Source organism: Vibrio sp. D420a (genome assembly GCF_030248625.1).
Classification (GTDB): domain Bacteria; phylum Pseudomonadota; class Gammaproteobacteria; order Enterobacterales; family Vibrionaceae; genus Vibrio; species Vibrio fortis_A.
Genome location: NZ_JAHGAN010000023.1, coordinates 29,347 through 47,241, shown reverse-complemented (window position 1 = coordinate 47,241; position 17,895 = coordinate 29,347). Strand labels below are relative to the sequence as shown.

Annotated in this window: 18 protein-coding genes and 1 pseudogene; 14 read left to right on the top strand and 5 right to left on the bottom strand. The window is 44.4% G+C overall.

Annotated features, from left to right (window positions below; genetic code table 11):
- The first annotated feature begins 139 nt into the window (after window positions 1–139).
- The 10 genes from KI743_RS15205 (at window position 140) to KI743_RS15160 (ending at window position 9,691) form a co-directional block, all read left to right on the top strand.
- Window positions 140–751 (top strand): flavin reductase family protein, encoded by a 612-nt coding sequence (locus tag KI743_RS15205; protein WP_285467100.1) that lies wholly within the window; start codon window positions 140–142, stop codon window positions 749–751.
- Window positions 752–896: 145 nt separating this feature from the next.
- The gene (gene cobT / locus KI743_RS15200) at window positions 897–1,943 is read left to right on the top strand and encodes a nicotinate-nucleotide--dimethylbenzimidazole phosphoribosyltransferase (RefSeq protein ID WP_285467098.1); all 1,047 of its coding nucleotides are present in this window, start codon (window positions 897–899) and stop codon (window positions 1,941–1,943) included.
- Window positions 1,943–2,752, top strand: a complete 810-nt coding sequence (locus KI743_RS15195; protein WP_285467097.1) for an adenosylcobinamide-GDP ribazoletransferase — start codon at window positions 1,943–1,945, stop codon at window positions 2,750–2,752. Before cobT ends, KI743_RS15195 begins: the two co-directional genes overlap by 1 nt.
- 9 nt (window positions 2,753–2,761) lie before the next feature.
- Window positions 2,762–3,316 carry a bifunctional adenosylcobinamide kinase/adenosylcobinamide-phosphate guanylyltransferase gene (gene cobU, locus KI743_RS15190; protein ID WP_285467095.1) on the top strand — a complete coding sequence of 185 codons (555 nt, stop codon included), beginning with the start codon at window positions 2,762–2,764 and terminating at the stop codon, window positions 3,314–3,316.
- A gap of 10 nt (window positions 3,317–3,326) precedes the next feature.
- A complete protein-coding gene (locus KI743_RS15185; RefSeq protein ID WP_285467093.1) occupies window positions 3,327–3,953 on the top strand; it encodes a histidine phosphatase family protein in 627 nt (208 codons plus the stop codon).
- A 76-nt stretch (window positions 3,954–4,029) separates the two neighbouring features.
- Window positions 4,030–5,826 carry a M3 family oligoendopeptidase gene (locus KI743_RS15180; RefSeq protein ID WP_285467091.1) on the top strand — a complete coding sequence of 599 codons (1,797 nt, stop codon included), beginning with the start codon at window positions 4,030–4,032 and terminating at the stop codon, window positions 5,824–5,826.
- A 240-nt stretch (window positions 5,827–6,066) separates the two neighbouring features.
- Window positions 6,067–7,095 carry a succinylglutamate desuccinylase gene (locus KI743_RS15175; protein WP_285467090.1) on the top strand — a complete coding sequence of 343 codons (1,029 nt, stop codon included), beginning with the start codon at window positions 6,067–6,069 and terminating at the stop codon, window positions 7,093–7,095.
- 118 nt (window positions 7,096–7,213) lie between these two features.
- The gene (gene btuC / locus KI743_RS15170) at window positions 7,214–8,209 is read left to right on the top strand and encodes a vitamin B12 ABC transporter permease BtuC (protein WP_285467088.1); all 996 of its coding nucleotides are present in this window, start codon (window positions 7,214–7,216) and stop codon (window positions 8,207–8,209) included.
- Complete coding sequence (gene btuD / locus KI743_RS15165) at window positions 8,196–8,954, top strand: vitamin B12 ABC transporter ATP-binding protein BtuD (protein WP_285467087.1); 759 nt, start codon at window positions 8,196–8,198, stop codon at window positions 8,952–8,954. Before btuC ends, btuD begins: the two co-directional genes overlap by 14 nt.
- A gap of 242 nt (window positions 8,955–9,196) precedes the next feature.
- On the top strand, window positions 9,197–9,691 hold the full coding sequence (locus tag KI743_RS15160; RefSeq protein ID WP_285467086.1) for a GNAT family N-acetyltransferase: 495 nt from the start codon (window positions 9,197–9,199) through the stop codon (window positions 9,689–9,691).
- A gap of 90 nt (window positions 9,692–9,781) precedes the next feature.
- On the opposite strand, the gene KI743_RS15155 is transcribed toward KI743_RS15160, so the two are convergent.
- On the bottom strand, window positions 9,782–10,357 hold the full coding sequence (locus KI743_RS15155) for a nucleoside triphosphate pyrophosphohydrolase family protein (RefSeq protein WP_150872664.1): 576 nt from the start codon (window positions 10,355–10,357) through the stop codon (window positions 9,782–9,784).
- A 210-nt stretch (window positions 10,358–10,567) separates the two neighbouring features.
- Between KI743_RS15155 and KI743_RS15150 the strand changes: the two genes are divergently transcribed.
- Window positions 10,568–11,647 (top strand): sensor domain-containing diguanylate cyclase, encoded by a 1,080-nt coding sequence (locus KI743_RS15150; RefSeq protein WP_285467083.1) that lies wholly within the window; start codon window positions 10,568–10,570, stop codon window positions 11,645–11,647.
- Here KI743_RS15150 and KI743_RS15145 read toward each other — a convergent pair.
- Window positions 11,640–12,212 (bottom strand): DUF1415 domain-containing protein, encoded by a 573-nt coding sequence (locus KI743_RS15145; RefSeq protein ID WP_285467081.1) that lies wholly within the window; start codon window positions 12,210–12,212, stop codon window positions 11,640–11,642. The two genes, KI743_RS15150 and KI743_RS15145, sit on opposite strands and share 8 nt — an antisense overlap.
- A 109-nt stretch (window positions 12,213–12,321) precedes the next feature.
- Window positions 12,322–13,527, bottom strand: a complete 1,206-nt coding sequence (locus KI743_RS15140) for an MFS transporter (protein WP_285467080.1) — start codon at window positions 13,525–13,527, stop codon at window positions 12,322–12,324.
- Window positions 13,528–13,636: 109 nt separating this feature from the next.
- On the opposite strand from KI743_RS15140, the gene KI743_RS15135 reads away from it, so the two are divergent.
- Window positions 13,637–14,509, top strand: coding sequence for a LysR family transcriptional regulator (locus KI743_RS15135; RefSeq protein WP_032548879.1), 873 nt, complete (start codon window positions 13,637–13,639; stop codon window positions 14,507–14,509).
- Window positions 14,510–14,974: 465 nt separating this feature from the next.
- Here the strand turns inward: KI743_RS15135 and KI743_RS15130 are convergent, their stop codons facing one another.
- Window positions 14,975–15,211, bottom strand: coding sequence for a glutaredoxin family protein (locus KI743_RS15130; RefSeq protein ID WP_032549688.1), 237 nt, complete (start codon window positions 15,209–15,211; stop codon window positions 14,975–14,977).
- Between the two features lie 127 nt (window positions 15,212–15,338).
- Between KI743_RS15130 and KI743_RS15125 the strand changes: the two genes are divergently transcribed.
- Window positions 15,339–15,836, top strand: coding sequence for a YgjP-like metallopeptidase domain-containing protein (locus KI743_RS15125; RefSeq protein WP_032548880.1), 498 nt, complete (start codon window positions 15,339–15,341; stop codon window positions 15,834–15,836).
- A 165-nt stretch (window positions 15,837–16,001) separates the two neighbouring features.
- Window positions 16,002–17,003 (top strand): annotated as a pseudogene (rlmF, locus tag KI743_RS15120) (23S rRNA (adenine(1618)-N(6))-methyltransferase RlmF); the annotation flags it as partial.
- Window positions 17,004–17,100: 97 nt separating this feature from the next.
- Here the strand turns inward: rlmF and pilW are convergent.
- Complete coding sequence (gene pilW, locus KI743_RS15115; protein ID WP_285467076.1) at window positions 17,101–17,835, bottom strand: type IV pilus biogenesis/stability protein PilW; 735 nt, start codon at window positions 17,833–17,835, stop codon at window positions 17,101–17,103.
- Window positions 17,836–17,895: the final 60 nt, after the last annotated feature.

The window sequence follows — 17,895 nt, the reverse complement described above, 5'->3', positions numbered from 1 at the left end:
ATTGACAGTCAAATTGAGAATTTTGAGTCGATTTTGTTCAATTCGACAACAAACACGGCGGCAAAGGCGACTTATCGATAGATAGATAAGGTGATAGCAAGTACACTGATTGTTACTTTGTCACAGCCAAGGATGCGCGATGAACCTCCAGTTCGATACTCTCTCTGCAAATGAAATCTACCACCTGATGACTCAAACGGTTGTCCCTCGTCCAATAGCATGGGCGTTAACCAAATCAAGTGGTGATGTATTCAATCTTGCTCCGTTTTCCTACTTCACTCCAGTATCGAGCCAGCCTCCATTGTTGATGCTTTCTGTAGGGAAAAAGCCGACAGGTGAAATCAAAGACACCGCTAAAAATGCAATAGAAACCGGTAAGTTAGTTATTCATATTGCGTCTGAATCTTCTGCGGAAGTAATGACGGCTACAGCTGCAACACTCGATCATGATCATTCTGAAGTACAAGCAAACGATATTGAGTTAGTCGAGTTTGAAGGTTTTTCTTTGCCTCGAGTTAAATCTTGCTCTGTGGCGTTTGGTTGTACGTTGTTTGAAGTTAAAGAAGTGGGAGAGGTTCCACAAAGCTTGATATTTGCAAAGGTTGAAGCGGTGTACATTGCTGAAGAGATTATCGATCAAACCAGTGAGCGATTGAAAATTGATGCGCTAGCGTTAAACCCGTTGTCACGTCTTGGTGGCGGCGAATACGCGACGCTCTCTAATGTTTTTTCGGTAGCGCGACCAAAATAATCGAAAGCAAAGTCAACGATGGGCTCTGCTTTCTGGTTTTACTATGTAAGAAACTATTTTTCTACGTAAGAAACTACTGCTCTCTCAGAAAAAGCAGTCATTTAACGATTAAAACTTCAAATCATCACATTGGTAAGTCATCTCCATGCTAGACACTCAACACTCGGCGTTTATCCAAAATCGAATCGATCAAAAAACCAAACCATTGGGCGCACTTGGCCTGTTAGAGAAGACCGCTTTTCAATTGGCGCTCATTCAAAGTCAACAAAGCCAAACAGCGGCTGAGACAATTCAAATCACGAAGCCTTCAATGTTTGTTTTTGCTGGCGACCACGGTATCGCGGATGAGGGGGTGAGTATTGCTCCGAGTACTGTGACTCAGCAAATGGTATTGAACTTTGTCCATGGTGGCGCAGCGATTAACTGTTTCTGTCGGTTAAACGATATTGACCTAACCGTTGTGGACGCAGGTATTTTACAAGCCATCGATACCAGCGCGATTTCGGGCAGCAATACCGCAGTATTGGTCACTCAAAGGTTGGGCAACGGTACTCATAACTTTAATCAACAAGCTGCGATGTCACTTGAGCAAGTCGAGAAAGGGATCAGCTATGGTCAGTCTTTGATTGAAAGTAAAATCGCGCACGGCTGCAATCTCGTTATGTTTGGTGAAATGGGCATTGGCAATACCAGCAGTGCTTCGGCAATACTCAGCGCACTAACTGAGTTAGATGCAAAAGAGAGTGTTGGCCTTGGTACTGGGATAGATGATGAACAACTTAAGCGAAAGCAGCAGGTGGTTGCCAACGGTGTCGAGCGTTGTGAAGGCAAAACAGTAGAGCAAGTGCTTGCTGAAGTGGGTGGCTTTGAAATTGTACAAATGGTTGGTGGGTTTATCGGCGCAGCAAAGGCGCAAACACCGATTTTGGTAGATGGCTTTATTGTCTCGGTAGCCGCGTATGTGGCGAGCTTAATTGAACCAGCATGTCGTGATTACATGTTGTTTGCGCACAAGTCTCAAGAACACGCACATCAATATGTATTGAGTGAATTAAATGCCGAACCTATGTTGGACTTGGGGCTAAGGCTAGGTGAGGGTACGGGGGCAGCATTGGCACAGCCTTTGATTAAGGCCGCCGCTGAGTTCTACAACAACATGGCCAGTTTTGAGAGTGCTGGAGTGACGGTGTAATGAACCAGTCTGAGACAAACAGCGGCTTTAAATATCAGTGGCAACTGTTTTTGTTGGCACTGGGTTTCTTCTCTCGTCTACCTGTACCCCATAATACGCCTTATTCGGAAGAGCGTATGAATCGAGCCGGGCGTTATTTTTCGGCGGTCGGCATTCTGCTCGGTCTATTGTGTGCGTCCGTCTATGTTTTGCTAAGTTTGTTCTTACCTGCTGACGTAGCATTGATCCTTATGATGGCATTTAGCTTAATGCTGACAGGTGCATTCCACGAAGATGGCCTGACAGATATGGCCGATGGTATTGGTGGAGGCATGACCCTTGAGCGACGCCTAACCATCATGAAAGACAGCCGTATTGGTACTTATGGCGCTTCTGCATTGATTATGGCTCTGTTAGGTAAGTGGGTGTTTCTGAGCGAGCTTATTGAGCAAACAAGTACCGCAGATTTTTTTATGATCTTGGTTTCTAGCTACGCATTTAGTCGAGCTATTGCAGCGTCGCTGATTTATGACATGCCTTATGTCAGCGATCCCGATACCAGCAAAAGTAAGCCATTAGCCAATAAGCAGACACGCACTGAAACTCTATTTTTGATTACCATTGGATTAATACCGAGCTTATGGTTTGGTATCGAATTTAGCGCTTTGTTGTTAGTCATAGGTTATGTCGTCCGTACCCTGCTTAAACGTTGGCTAACGCTGCGTATTGGTGGCTTTACTGGAGACTGCTTAGGCGCCGCGCAGCAGCTGGTTGAACTTTCAACTTACTTACTGTTTATCGCTGCGTTTTATAACGGGCTTATGGGGTAAACACGAATCATGAACAATGGAAAAACCACGCATTTAATTCTTGGTGGAGCACGCTCAGGAAAGTCGAGTTTCGCTGAAAAACAAGCCATTGAGAAATCGAGTAACGACGCGTTTCAGCTGCACTACATAGCAACTGCGACAAGTTTTGATGAGGAGATGAAGGCTCGCATTCTTCATCACCAACAACGACGTGATACGCGTTGGAACGAACATGAAGTGCCGCTTGAGCTTGCAAAAACACTGCGCGATTTAAATTCATCAGACGTGGTTTTGGTAGATTGCTTAACACTTTGGCTCAACAACGTGATTTATCAACTTGGTGAACAAGCGACTAATGCACAAGTCGAAAGTTGGATAGAAGAGTTAGTCGATGCCGTCGAAGCGAGCCCAGCCAATATCATTTTGGTTTCGAACGAAGTAGGCCTTGGGGTTGTTCCTATGGGGCAAGTGTCTCGTTTATTTGTAGACAATGCTGGCAGAATGAATCAAGCCTTAGCAAAAGTGGTGAAGCAAGTTACTTTCATTGCAGCAGGTTTACCTATGGTTCTAAAAAACGAAGGCTAACGGGCTCATATTGAACAAGATACGTACCAAAAATATTTACCTCGTTCGTCATGGCAAAGTACTTGGAGAGGCGGCACTCAATGGCAAGACAGACGTGCTCGTTGACGCGTCACTCCAAGATGAGATTTGCGCAGAAATAACAGCGCTTCCGGTTAAATTTGATGCAGTAGCAGCATCACCACTGCGACGTTGTTATGATTTGGCAGAGAGAGCGGCGCAAGCCAAATCAATACCTTTGCAGAGCATCGACGAGCTGCAAGAGATGAATTTCGGTGATGTAGATGGCGTGCCTTTCGACCTTCTCAGTGACCAATGGGGCTGTTTAGAATCATTTTGGCAAGACCCAGCAAATCATCAACTTGCTGGAGCGGAAAGTTTACAGGCATTCCATCAACGAGTAATTCAAGGTTGGTCGCAACTTATTAGTTGCATCAATGACAACACATTATTGGTTACGCATGGTGGCGTAATTAGAATGATTTTGGCGCATTGTTTGGATATTGATTGGAAGAAGCCAACGCTTTACTCCAACCTTGCCATTGGCAACGCGTCTCTGACACACATTCAAATCACACAAACAGACGACAATAACTATATCAGTGTGAAGGTGATTGGGCAGCCATTGTTAGCAACCTAGCACCAGTCAGTGAAAACTGGATTTTAATATATACCAATTTATCGATAGAACATCGCACAGAATAAGGACAGAACTCATGACAACGCCAAGTTGGGATTTGAGCATTGCATATCGTGGATTAGACGATTCAAAAATTGAACAAGATATTGAATTGATCGAGCAGTGTATCGAACTGCTATATCTTCATGTAGAAAAGCGCGATACCGTGATCGCGATGCAGAATGCGATTCAAACCTCCGAAGCAGCAGGCACGCTGTTGGGAACCATTCATACCTTCGCAAATTGCCACGCGTCAGTGGATGCAACCCATACCGAAGCCAAACAGCTTTTAGGCCGCGTTGCAAAACTTAACTCTGAAATGTCTCAAGCGTTTAGCCCATATGAAGACACGCTGGTTCACGCTGACGTGGATTTCATCACCAAAGTACTAGACCACACCAGTCCGGACGTTGCGGGTCAAGGTTTTGCCATTGAGAGTTCTCGTAAACTAGCGGCAACTCGTCTAAGTGTTGCTGAAGAACAACTGCTTGCTGCAATGGAAGTTGATGGTCGTGATGCGTGGGGTCGTTTATACGACAACTTAACGGGTTCATTAAAGCTCTCACTGCAGCTTGAAGGCGAAGAGGAAGAACTTGGTTTCTCACAAGCGGCGAGCCTTCTTTATGGTAGTGAATTTGATAAACAAGAACCGGCTTGGCGCGCTGTTCAACAAGCGATGGCGACGCATCAAGAATCGTTCGCTTCCATTCTTAACGCATTGGCTGGGTGGCGTCTAACAGAAAACAAAAAACGCTCGAAGATCTGTGATGTGCATTTCTTAGCGCCGAGCTTGCATGGTAGTCGTATTGTGCCTGAAACACTCGATACAATGATGGCGACAGCAAAAGCCAATCGTTCAGTAGGCCAAAAAGCGGGTCTGTTGATGGCGAAAGTCCATGGCCTGGATGAGATGAAACCTTGGAACCATCTTGCTGCGATGCCACCGCTGGGTGATGGTGAATCTAAGGTTTACCCGTTTGATGAGGCGATCGATGTGATTAAGACTGCCTTTGCAGAAGTTAATCCAGAGATGGCGCAGTTTGTTGACCTTATGGTTGAAAATGGCTGGATTGATGCAGCGCCTGCGCCAAACAAACGCTTGGGAGCTTACTGTACCAAGTTCGCAGCGACGCGCTCTCCACTGGTATTCATGACTTGGAGTGGTAGCCGTTCGGATCTTATGACTCTTGCTCATGAGCTTGGCCATGCCTTCCATAACTGGGTTATGCGTGACATGCCACTGTGTCAAACTCGTTACCCGATGACGTTGGCGGAAACCGCTTCAATCTTTGCGGAAAACATTGTTCGTGACTACTTGCTAAAACAAGCAGAAACGCGTGATGAGAAGCTAGAAATGCTGTGGGAAGAGCTCTCTTCATCTTTGGCATTGATGATCAATATTCCAGTACGTTTTGAGTTCGAAAAGGCTTTCTACGAACAGCGCGAGAAAGGCGAGCTTACGGCTAAGCAGTTGTGTGACTTAATGGAGAAAACGTGGAAAGCGTGGTACGGCGAAGCAATGAGTGAAGCTGACCCTTACTTCTGGGCGAGTAAGCTGCACTTCAGTATCTCACAAGTGAGTTTCTACAACTATCCGTACCTGTTCGGCTACCTATTCAGTAAGGGCGTGTACGCGCAACGAGAAGTGAAGGGCGAACGCTTTTACAGTGACTACGTCGCACTTCTTAGAGACACAGGCAGCATGATGGCTGAAGATGTGGTGGCTAAGCACCTAGGTATGGATCTGACAGAAGCGGACTTCTGGCAACAGAGTATCGATATGGTGTCTGCGCAAATCGACGAGTTTGAAAGACTGCTCAATCAAGAAGATTAATTGATCTTAATCGGTTCATACTCAATAAGAGCTGTGGTAGGTTACACGGCTCTTATCTGATTGATATAGCTTAAAAACCTCGCAAGGTTTAATTCTCCCTGTTATAACCAGGGCCAATATAACTATTTATGGGCAGTATTTGTGAGTGATAACGGAGTTTCTGTTGATAAGTGCGATCATAGCAACACAATTTCTTTGTACAATTTATTAACATACGGCCGTGCAATTAAGGAGTAGCGCATGACGAAATCTCTCTTTCGCCAATCATTTCTTTTTGACAGCCTAGATCTTGAACAAGAAGTGCTTGCAGGACAAACCGTACTAGGTAATGGAGTACAACTAAAAGTCCACCAACGTGGTGTCTTTGAAGTGATTCCTGCGGATTACGATCAACAGACCAAGAACATCATTTTTTCAACAGGCGTTCATGGTGATGAAACCGCACCAATGGAACTGGTTGATAAAATTATTGAAGATATTGAAACAGGTTTCCAATCAGTAAAAGCTCGCTGTTTGTTTATTATCGCTCACCCAGAAGCGACCAACGCTCATACCCGTTTTCTTGATGTAAACATGAACCGTCTTTTTGACGATAAAGAGTATGAAGTAAACCGCGAAAGTAAGATTGCGAACCATCTAAAGCACTTAGTTACGGAGTTCTATCGAGATACTCAACCTGAGACGCGCTGGCATTTAGACCTTCACTGTGCAATTCGTTTATCGAAGCACTATTCATTTGCAGTAAGCCCTAAAGTTCGTCATCCCGTTCGCAGCCAAGAGCTCATTGATTTTATTAACAGCGGGCACGTAGAGGCTTTGCTGCTTTCAAACTCTCCAACCAGTACATTCAGTTGGTACAGTGCAGAAAACTTTGGTGCGCAGGCACTAACAATGGAGCTTGGGCAGGTGGCGCGCATTGGTGAGAACCAACTCGATAAGCTAACGGCATTTGATTTGGCGATGCGTAACCTTATCGCTGAAACTGAGCCTGAGCACCTACCAAAGAAAACCATTACTTATCGTGTAAGTCGTACTATTGTTCGTTTACATGACGATTTTGACTTCATGTTCTCAGACTCAGTTGAGAACTTCACTGCATTCAAACATGGTGAAGTGTTTGGCCACGACGGTGATAAACCATTGATGGCTAAAAATGAGAATGAAGCAGTCGTGTTCCCAAATCGCAATGTTGCTATTGGACAACGTGCCGCACTAATGGTGTGTGAGGTAGAAACTCGATTTGATCATGGCCAACTGGTTTACGATTAATCAACGCCACTAATTCATCTCAAACGATTGATATCACAAGGTTCGCACGTTATTGCGAACCTTGTGTTTATTTGGGGATACAGGTAAGGTTACGCGAACTTAGTTAAAGTAGCTTGATATGGATTTCCAACACCTTATTCAACAAAAACAGCGACGCTGGACTCGCGCCATCTATCTGATGCTTGCAGCGCTGATTGTTCTCAGCGGCCTCTATTTAATGGTCGGCGATCTCTTTATCTCTCCGTTGAATACACTCTCTCCACTTGAAGAAAAGTTACTTGTTGATTTACGACTTCCACGTCTGCTTGCTGCAATTGCAATAGGCGCAGCGCTTGCCGTGTCCGGAGCAAGCTTACAAGTTTTGTTAGGAAACGTCTTAGCAGAGCCCGGTGTGCTCGGAATTTCCGGTGGCGCTAGTCTCGCAATGGTTGTTGTTCTGTTTTTCTTACCGTTCGCTCCAACGCCCGAACTTTTTATGATTGCAGCGGTGATCGGCTCGCTCTGTTTTACACTCCTGCTGGTGGGTATGGTGAGAGCGATGCGCTTAACTACCGCAAAACTCTTGTTGATTGGCGTTGCACTTGGCATTTTGTCGGGAGCGATGGTGACCTGGGCATTCTATTTTAGTGATGATCTAAGCCTTCGCCAGCTGATGTACTGGCTGATGGGTAGCCTAGGCGGTGTCGCTTGGTATCAACACACTCTTACTTTAGTGATGATTCCTGTCGTTATATGGTTGTGTTTGCAGGGAAGTAAACTAGACAAACTGATGATTGGAGAAGTGCACGCAGCTCAGCTAGGTATCAACGTACCGGCACTACGTTGGCGTTTGATTTTCGCTGTCTCAATACTTGTCGGTTGTGCCGTCGCCCTTGGTGGGGTGATCAGCTTTGTGGGCTTAGTCGTGCCACACCTATTACGTTTGGCGATAGGTACTGACAACCGATATCTGCTACCACTGTCTGCAGTATCAGGCGCAGCACTGTTGGTGTTTGCAGATATCTGCGCTCGTACACTGCTTGATTCTGCTGAGTTGCCGCTTGGTGTTATGACAACCACGATTGGTGCGCCAATCTTTATTTGGATGTTGGTGAAAAATCATGATTCAAATTAAAAGTTTAAGCGTAGGCTCAAGGCTGCTGCCGCTTTCATTCGACCTAAAACCGGGGAAGGTTACTCATGTTATCGGCCCAAATGGTAGCGGTAAGAGTACCTTACTCGAGGCGATCTCTGGTATTGGAGAGGGTTATACAGGTGAAGTGATGTGGGCTGATAAACCACTATCGAGTTTTTCACTGCAAGACCTCTCTCTGCAGCGTGCTTATTTAAGTCAGAGTGCACGACCAGCGTTCAACCTAGAGGTGTTCCAATTTCTTGCTTTGTCCCTGCCAAGTTCTGCAGAGCCTCACAGCGCGATCGTGTCTGAGGTGCTGACAGAGGTTAGCGAGATGCTCGAGATAAGCGATAAGCTACACCGATCAATACAGACCCTTTCTGGCGGCGAATGGCAACGTGTCCGTTTGGCGGGTATGTGTCTTCAAATTTGGCCGTCGTTAAATCCCTATTCGAAGTTACTGATTCTTGATGAGCCAACTGCACCGCTGGATATTGGGCAAGAAGCATTGCTCTATAAGCTTATCGACCGGGTCGCCAAGCAAGGGATTTCAGTTTTAATGGCGAACCATGATTTGAATCGCACCTTAAGGCATGCTGACCAGGTGCTTTTGTTAGATAAAGGTGTGTTACAAAAGGTTGGCACAGCTGAAAAGGTGATGGTTCCAGAGCAGCTTGAGCAAGTGTTTAATACCCGAATTAAGAGTATTACTGTCGACGATTCCACTTATCTACTTTTCGAATAATTCATTCACGGCCTTAGTTTCAAGTAAAAGAAGTCGCGTTTTCTCTGGGCCTTAATTTACAGCTAAATCTGACTACTAATGGCTCGTTCCCTTAAGTCGAAATGCTATCTAGCATCTTTTACTATGTAACTTGTTAATTTCATTGTTTTTCTTCTAGCCTGTTGTTATTTAACGCTGTTTTGTTACTGTGAAAGGAACAGCAATTAGAGTGATAAAACAACATGAACTAAGAAGGAAATGAAATGGAAATACAAGTAAGACGCACAGAACCGAGTGATGCAAGAAGTGTTAAAGAGATCTACGAGTGCCCAAATGCGTTTCGCGGCACCCTGCAACTCCCACACCCTTCGCTCGAGCTCTGGGAGAAGCGTCTCACCCATGTTCCAGAGCATGTCTATTCTTACGTCGCGTTGTACCAAGGCGAAGTCATTGGCAACCTTGGCTTAGAGGTCTGTGTTAACCCGAGACGCAGGCACGTTGCCTCATTGGGCATGGGGGTCAAAGATAACTTTGCGGGGAAAGGTGTTGGTAGCGCATTATTGCAGACTGCGGTCGATCTTTGTGATAACTGGATTAACATTAAGCGCCTTGAATTGACGGTTTACACCGACAACGAGCAGGCTATTAACCTCTACAAAAAGTTTGGTTTTCAAATTGAAGGGGAGTCTGCGGCATTTGCATTTCGTGATGGCGAATATGTTGCGGCTTACCACATGGCAAGAATCCAACCAAGCTAACTTAGGCAGCCACTTTGGCCTGTAGAAATAAACAAAAAGCGCCTCAGAACTTGAGGCGCTTTTTTAAATTTCGCTTATAAGGAAATATTTTTAAGCCGTTAGCGGCGCAAGATCAGCTGGACGGTAGTAAACCGACTTAAGCACTTTACCTTGGCGAATGGTCTTCTCTTCTGAAACGAAATCTTCTGCACACTTCGCGATGATGTAATCACCTTTTTGTACAGCCATTAGCTTGATGTTTTGTTCAGCGTAGAATGCTTCAGTTTCTGCGTACTCTTTCTCGTTGCGACATACCTTACTCATGTTGCTTGAGTGCACTTCGTCCCAACATGGTAGGAAGTCGATAGCGCGGTTCTTCGCGACGTTAAGCAACAAATCAATTAGGTAGCTGATTGCTAGATTATCTTCAACTTTGTCTTGGCCCATGTGGACTAAACGACCCATTAATACGTAGACGCTGTCGACGATTGCATCGGCTTGTTCTGTTTTTGAATCGGCTTCTGCAAGTTCAGTCAGCTCTTCGATAGCCAAAGAGGTGTGAAGAGTATCGCCTTTGTCGTCCATGGTTTCTGGTGCAGCAACAGGAAGATCAAAAGTGCTACGGAACTCTTTAATATCGCGGTAAAGGTGATCGAAGATGGTTTGGTTTAGTTGAGAAAGGGTCATATTCCTATCCATTTGTCTTTGGTAGACGGGCATTTTAGCAAAGCTAGAAGTTTGGCGCTATTCACAAGACAAGCAGTTGAGAACATATTCTTTGTGTCAATGTCTCTGATTGCTATCAAAGTATTTGTATATTGATTGTTTTTCCCTTTTACTCATCAATATCAGGAATGGCTTATATGAGAGCCATCTACTAAAGTAGAGAATCGATTTATGAATAGAGCCAGCGAAAGCGAAGTTGTTATTCGACGCTTGTATCAAATTACTAACGACTATCAAAAAGGGTTTGATGTACAAATCGTACAGCTCTTGGAGATGGGCTTACAACGATTTGAACTCGATATTGGCATTCTATCTAAAGTCGAAGGGGATAATTACACGATTCAATATTGCGTCACTCCTGAAGATGTACCGCTCCAACAGGGTGACTCTTTCGATTATAGAGCTACCTATTGCGAGATTACTTGCCAAGCTCGTGGCCCGATTTCAATCGAACATTGCGGCACGCATGATGTTTACGCCGCACACCCAGCCTACAAAGCTTTCGCTTTAGAGTCTTATATCGGCATACCAATCTATGTTGATAATGAAATCTACGGCACCTTAAACTTCTCTAGCCCGACACCTTATTATCGAAAATTTAGAGAGATTGATATCGACGTGATGAAGCTGATGGCTTCGTGGATTGAAGTGGAGTTGGTTCGAAGAGCGCAAGAGTTACGACTTAAACAGCTTAATGAGAAGTTAGAATATCAAGCCCTGTACGATCCATTGACTAGACTACCCAATCGTCGTTGCCTGTTTAAAAAGCTCAATGCAGAGGTTGAGAAGCTTAGGGCAGGCGAAGGGGTTGGTAGCATTGCTGTGATCGACATTGATCACTTCAAGAAAGTGAACGACAACTATGGTCACCAGATCGGTGACGATGTGCTTAAAAAGATCGCCAATGTTCTAAGAGAAAATACCGATGAGGGGGGGATTGCAGCTCGATTCGGTGGTGAAGAGTTCATCGTCTGTTACCCGCAATCTACTCCTGAGTATGCTGAGCGCCGTATAACGCAACTTTTGCAGTCAGTGAAAACGATCACTTTAGACAGAGAGCCTATTACCATCTCTGCGGGTGTTTGCCACTTTCAACTGGCCGATGAAGGTGATCAACTGAATAGAATGTCGACGCTCGACAATTTAATAAAGGTTGCTGATGAGTGTTTGTATCTCGCCAAGGAAAATGGGCGAGACCAATTTGTGGCCCGCCCATATATCATGACTTCGCAGAAAGTTTGTACTAGCTAGCGCCAAACAAGTACGGGAATAGTTTACGTCGCTCTTCCGCTGTCAGAGACTCCACACGAGCGATGTTGGTGTCTGGAATGGCTTCTGGGTTCGGATAGTGCTTCAACACTTTTTCCATACTCTCTTCGCGAATTAAATGATAAACAGGATAAGGTGAACGGTTGGTCAGGTTCTCATCGTCTTCTGGATCTGCACCACCAAAGCAGTAATCAGGGTGGAACGTCGCCACTTGGTAGATACCTTCCCAATCTTGCTGCTTAATAAGCCCCTCGATCCAATCAATAAACATGTTGTAGTCAAAGAAGTCTTGAAGCATGTTTGGAACAACGACTAGCGTTGTCTCTAGCTCCTGAGGCGACGTGTTATCGAGTTCCACAAAGTGCGCCATAATGTCTTCCAACAACGCCTCTTCAGTTGTGGCTTCACTAACGAAAATCTTAATCTGCTTGTTACGCTGTGGTTTGGCGGCAAAAGGACATAGGTTTAGTCCAATCACAACATCATTTAGCCATTGTTGAACTTGGTCGTGAATAACCTGAAGATCGTTCGAGGATGGGTTTGACATGACTTGCTCCGAATAATTTTTGCGTAGCATAACAAAATCAGTCGTAATCAAAACCCTAATTTACCCTTACTGTACTAATCGGTCTTTCAAACGCTTAAATAAGTGCTTGTTAGACTTGCGCTTGTGTCATTGCAGGTTTGGTTTCGCGATGGTGGTGCAGTTGATAGAGCCAGATGAAGATCAAGCCATACAACAACGAACCTCCCGCCATAACGCCATTCCAACCGAAGTGTTGCCAACAATAAAGCAGCAGGAATCCACCCAGACTACCACCTATGTAATAGTGAACGAGATAAAGCGCAGTTGCGGTCGCTTTTGCTTTAGTCGCTTTTTGACTCACCCAAGCATATGCGAGCGTATGGGCAAAGAATGCGCCAAAGCTTATTAATAGAAGACCAGCAATCATGAAGGGGATCTGTTCAACGGCAGAGACAAGCATGCCGAGTAAACTGATACTTGCACCGAGGGCGATACCCGCGAGTGGATCGTACCTTTGTGTCCAACGGCTAGAGAATTTAGAGCTAAGCGTGCCTGCTAGATAACAAAGAAAGATCAACGACGCCAAGCTGACCGCAAGGGAATGAGGCTCTGCAACAAGCCTGAACCCCATTACAGAATACAAATTAACGAATAGAGCAAAGTTAGCGCCCCCAATGAGCATCGCTGTCCAAAGTATTGGATTTTTGAGGTGAGTGATCACCGCTCGGTTGTGGTGGAAGAACAGACCTTTTTGCGGCTTAAATCCATGTTGGTTTGGCAGTTTCCAAGCGATATAGAGAGCACCAATAAATGAACTCACCACAAAAAAGAGGATTGCTGCATGCCAATCGAAGTAGTCAGTGATGAGTCCACCAACCACACGCCCAAAAATCCCACCTAACGAGTTGGTCGCAATATAGCCACCTATAGCGATAGCAAACGCTTTAGGTGTTAATTCTTCGACCATATACGCAACGGCGACGCCAGCAAAGGCAGCAACTGCAACCCCCATGATTGCGCGTGCCGCAACCAGTTGCCATAGCGTTGAAGTAAACACCATAGAGAGACCAACTAGCGGAATTAAAAAGAGGCTAAGTAGAATAATAGGTTTTCGGCCGAAGCTTTCTGATGCGATGGCCCAGGGAACAAGGCTGAATGATAAACCGAGTGTAGTCGCAGCGAATAACCAGTTAACTTGAGTTTCGCTGACTGAGAACACTTCAGCCATATGTGGAAGAATGGGTTGGAAGACATAGAGGTTACAAAAAATAATAAACGAGCCAATCGCCAATGAACGGGTGATGTTTCTGTATTGTGGCGTGCCTGCGTCAAACATGAGGTGAACCTTGTATTATTTATTTACCGACTTGTGAACAAAGTAGCAACTCACCCTTGATAAAAGAAATATATTAAAGATATCACTTCAATATATTTTTTATATCACCATGCTTGAATCAAAATCTCTTCGTCACTTTTTAGCGGTTGCCGACCATGGCAATTTCACACAGGCCGCCAAGTCGCTTCATATCGCACAACCAGCCTTAAGTATTTCTATAAAAAAGCTCGAACAAACCCTTGAACTCACGTTATTCCGACGGGGAGATAAGCAGGTGACGTTAACAGAAGAGGGGAAAGTGCTGTATGAGCACGCCAAACGTATTGGACAGCAATTCGAAGATGCGCAATTAGCAATGAATGAGCTCAAGGGGTTGGAAAAGGGGGAAGTACGATTGGGCGCTCCAAGCATGATGGGAAGCTACTTTTTTCCAAGAGTGGTTATGGCGTTTAAAAGTCAGTACCCAAACCTCAAAATCACCATGATAGATGCTGGTACCGCCTCAATTAGAGAGATGTTGCTTAATGGTGAGCTCGATATCGGTGTGGTGAACCATGATAACGTGCCCGAAGATCTCGAAACAGACCATCTGTTGGCCTCAGAAATGTTGGCGGTTGTTGGTAAAGACCACCCATTCGCAGCACAAAAAAGCCTGACCTTTGAGCAGTTCTTTGAGCAAGATTTGATCATGTTTAAGTCGGGATATTTTCATCGCGACTTTATTGATCAAATGCGAGTGAAACACGACCTTGATATGAGCATCGCCTTTGAAACGAATTTATTACCTATGATTTTGTCGATCGTAAAACAGGAGTTCGCAATAACCGCTTTGCTGAGTTTGGTGACTGAATATGAATCGGATGTTGTGGGCATTCCATTTAGTGAACCCGTAAAACTTAATTTATCGTTAGCATGGCGAAAAGAAGGGTACTTATCGAAGGCAGATAGAACCTTTATTGAATTTGTTAAGCAGTATGTTTAACCAATAATTGTGTCAATAAACAGTCACGAGGACTGTTTTGTAAAAATCGGATATTTTGTGGATGAATTATATAACCCTTAACTTTTTGAGTGTTATTGGCTAAATGTCACATAATTTATATGGATAAAATACTCAATTTTACCGATTACCTATTGATTTTTAGAGATTAAATGAAAATTTGGTTTACTTTCAGTAATGATTACGTATAGTTCAAATTATTGACAGTATATTAATCAGATTCTATGAAGTGTAAATGTAAAGAGCAGCAAGTAGTAAGAGTACACAGAACTTTGTTTGATAAAATTTTTGGTATTAAAGCGAAATACAAATGCGTTAAATGTAACGCCGTCTTTAAAATTAAAGGCTGATTTGATTCTACAACTTTTATATTTTTGTGTATGACTTGCACAAAAAAGCCCGCGTTATGCGGGCTTTTTTTATGATGCAATTTAAACCGACTTGGTTCTAGTTGTAGTTGGCGTTATACATCTTGTCGAAGTTTTTCTGATTCCATCCAACCATGATTTGATCGCCTATCTTAAGTACTGGGATTGAGCGAGCGCCCATTGCTTGCAACTCTTTACGGCCACGCTGCATTTTTGCGTTGGTCAGGCGGTAGGTGATGTTCTTTGAATCTAAGTAGCGTTGAGCGTCTTTACAATGAGGGCATTTATCCGCTACGTACAATACAACACGTTTCATTTCGGTTCTCTCTTGATGGTTCTGAGCAAAGTGTAGCGAATCTAAGGTGAATAGAAAAGTGTGATCAGTTACACTACACGGCTTTGGTTTGTGTCCTCTCTTAAGAGCTCTTTTAAGGCGTAGCTTCATGCACCCATCACTGCGTTATATTCAAGGTTACCCACAACACATTATAGATCCTGTAACACAAATGGTTGAGTCCGGTCGATTGGTAAAATGGTTTGAGTCCCGCTATCCCGAAAACCACACTATCAAAAGTGAGAAAGCGCTGTTTGATTACGCGATGGCGATTAAAAACCGTTATATGAAGAAGACGCCACCAATCAGTAAAGTGGTATACGACAGCAAAATCCACCTAATCAACAATGCATTGGGCCTGCATTCGTATGTGGCTAAGAACCACGGCGGAAAAATCAAATCTAAGAATGAGATTCGTATCGCCAGTGTGTTTAAGAATGCACCAGAGCCTCTCCTAAGAATGCTCGTGATTCATGAACTCGCACATATCAAAGAGAAAGAGCACGATAAAGCCTTCTATCAGCTATGTTGTCATATGGAGCCTGAGTATCACCAATTAGAATTGGATGCTCGCCTGTTTATGATCTATTTAGACTTAAAGAAATAAACGATGAATCAGAAACCTAAACGCAACTTTGCCTCTAAAAATAAAAATGATAAAAAAAATGCATCAGCTAAGATTTCTAAGGGCCAAAAACCTGCGTCATCAAAGCAACGTGCTACGTCTAGTAAGCAAAGCAAAGCAATAAAGAAATCTAGTCAAACGACGGTAAAGAAACCACAGGTTAAAAGCGGTTTGCACCCACGAAACCAGCACCGTGGGCGATATGACTTTAATGCTCTAGTGAAAGCTCTACCTGAGCTGAAAGACCAGTTGGTGAAGAATCCTGTTGGTGAATCGACAATTAACTTCTCTGACCCATTATCTGTGAAGCTGCTGAACAAAGCTTTGCTTGCTCATCACTATGGTGTTCAACACTGGGATATTCCTGCTGGCTACTTGTGCCCACCGATCCCGGGACGCGCTGATTACATTCATCGAGTTGCCGACCTGCTGAATAGTGAAAGCCAGGGCAAGCCATACCAACATGATCAGGTCAAAGCTCTTGATATTGGGGTAGGAGCAAACTGTATCTACCCAATCATCGGGACTACGGAGTACGGATGGCGTTACAACGCAAGTGACGTGGATCCAGTCTCAGTTAAGGCTGCTAACTTTATTGCTGAAAGCAACCCTAACTTGAAAGGTAAGATTCACTGTCGATTACAACATGACTCAACAGCCTTCTTTAAAGGGATCATTAAGGAAAATGAACGTTACGACGTCACAACATGTAATCCGCCATTCCACAGCTCTTTAGAAGAAGCGCAGAAAGGGACTCAGCGAAAGCTCGATAACCTTGCGGCGAATCGTGCGAAAAAGCAGGGTAAATTCTACAAGAAGGTTACGCGTCCGAGTGCAATGGCGAGTAAGCAAACCAAGCCCGATCTTAACTTCGGAGGCCAAAAAGCAGAGCTATGGTGTCCGGGAGGCGAAGCTAAATTCGTCACTGGTTTAGCAAAGGAGAGCTTGGAGTTTGCTACGCAAGTTCTATGGTTCACAACTCTGATTTCCAAAAAGGAAAACGTCGCCGTATTAAAGGATCAACTGGCTAAGCTTAATGCGAAAGAGGTTAAAGTCGTTGAGATGGCGCAAGGACAAAAAATCAGTCGTTTTGTCGCTTGGAGCTTTATGGATAAGTCGCAACGCCAGACTTGGATTTCGCTGAAGTAACAATAGTCGGCGACTGTTTTTCCGAAGCAGGGCGATAATGGAAGCCGATGGCTGATAATATTCAGTCGTCGGCTTTTTTAATGAGTGCTGATTTATCTTAAGAAACTTTCATCTCATCAAGCATAGATTGATACTTGTCGCGTAAAGCTTTGTTACCTGCTTTTGACTCCAACTCTACTAAGATCTGCAAAGAGGGGATTTGATATCCATATCGCTGGTGGAACTTAAACAAGCGCAATCTTGCTTCTCGAAACTCTTGCTGTGATACCTCGATCTTTGTCAATTGTAGGATTGATTTAAAACGGTTTGGCTCGTGGTCGAGAGCGCGTGTGAAGTAGTACTTAGCCTTTTCAATATCCCCCGATTTTAGTGCACAAAAGCCAGCGTTCTCGTAGCTTGCCGAAACTAAGTAGTAAAAGGGCTGGTTAATGGCTTTGTTAAGGTATTGGTCGGCTTGAGCATAATCGCCTTGCTTACAGAGAAAGGTACCGTAGTTATTTAGAACGTTACCGTTGTTCGACTCTAGTCTCAGCGCTGTTTTATATTCCTTTCTGGCTTCGTCGGTTTCTCCAACTTTTTCATAATAATGTGCCATCGATAGGCGAGCGCGATAGTAGCGAGGGGCGTGTTGAATCGCCAATTCAAGATTCTCTCGTGCTCGAACCATATTCTCTTGCTCCATATAACCGAGTCCGAGAGCGATTCGAGACTCAGACATTGCAATAGGGTCGGCTTCAACTCTTTGTGGTTCACCTTCTGTTACTGACACACATCCACCGAGCGCAATTAATAGTAGGAAGGGGGATAAGTTGGCAAACTTGAGTGAAGGCATTGAGAGGCTCCTTATGAATTCACAGACATGATAGGAGAACTCGAATGGTTGGTTGGTAAA

Bases quoted from the DNA above. Each gene is read 5' to 3' on its own strand.
- KI743_RS15155 (WP_150872664.1), bottom strand. From the start codon at position 10,357: ATGACCCTTTCTCAACTAAACCAAACCATCTTCGATCACCTTTACCGC.
- btuD (WP_285467087.1), top strand. From the start codon at position 8,196: ATGATTCAAATTAAAAGTTTAAGCGTAGGCTCAAGGCTGCTGCCGCTT.
- cobT (WP_285467098.1), top strand. From the start codon at position 897: ATGCTAGACACTCAACACTCGGCGTTTATCCAAAATCGAATCGATCAA.
- KI743_RS15205 (WP_285467100.1), top strand. From the start codon at position 140: ATGAACCTCCAGTTCGATACTCTCTCTGCAAATGAAATCTACCACCTG.
- KI743_RS15175 (WP_285467090.1), top strand. From the start codon at position 6,067: ATGACGAAATCTCTCTTTCGCCAATCATTTCTTTTTGACAGCCTAGAT.
- KI743_RS15150 (WP_285467083.1), top strand. From the start codon at position 10,568: ATGAATAGAGCCAGCGAAAGCGAAGTTGTTATTCGACGCTTGTATCAA.
- btuC (WP_285467088.1), top strand. From the start codon at position 7,214: ATGGATTTCCAACACCTTATTCAACAAAAACAGCGACGCTGGACTCGC.
- KI743_RS15130 (WP_032549688.1), bottom strand. From the start codon at position 15,211: ATGAAACGTGTTGTATTGTACGTAGCGGATAAATGCCCTCATTGTAAA.
- KI743_RS15125 (WP_032548880.1), top strand. From the start codon at position 15,339: ATGCACCCATCACTGCGTTATATTCAAGGTTACCCACAACACATTATA.
- KI743_RS15195 (WP_285467097.1), top strand. From the start codon at position 1,943: ATGAACCAGTCTGAGACAAACAGCGGCTTTAAATATCAGTGGCAACTG.
- KI743_RS15180 (WP_285467091.1), top strand. From the start codon at position 4,030: ATGACAACGCCAAGTTGGGATTTGAGCATTGCATATCGTGGATTAGAC.
- cobU (WP_285467095.1), top strand. From the start codon at position 2,762: ATGAACAATGGAAAAACCACGCATTTAATTCTTGGTGGAGCACGCTCA.
- KI743_RS15160 (WP_285467086.1), top strand. From the start codon at position 9,197: ATGGAAATACAAGTAAGACGCACAGAACCGAGTGATGCAAGAAGTGTT.
- KI743_RS15135 (WP_032548879.1), top strand. From the start codon at position 13,637: ATGCTTGAATCAAAATCTCTTCGTCACTTTTTAGCGGTTGCCGACCAT.
- pilW (WP_285467076.1), bottom strand. From the start codon at position 17,835: ATGCCTTCACTCAAGTTTGCCAACTTATCCCCCTTCCTACTATTAATT.
- KI743_RS15145 (WP_285467081.1), bottom strand. From the start codon at position 12,212: ATGTCAAACCCATCCTCGAACGATCTTCAGGTTATTCACGACCAAGTT.
- KI743_RS15140 (WP_285467080.1), bottom strand. From the start codon at position 13,527: ATGTTTGACGCAGGCACGCCACAATACAGAAACATCACCCGTTCATTG.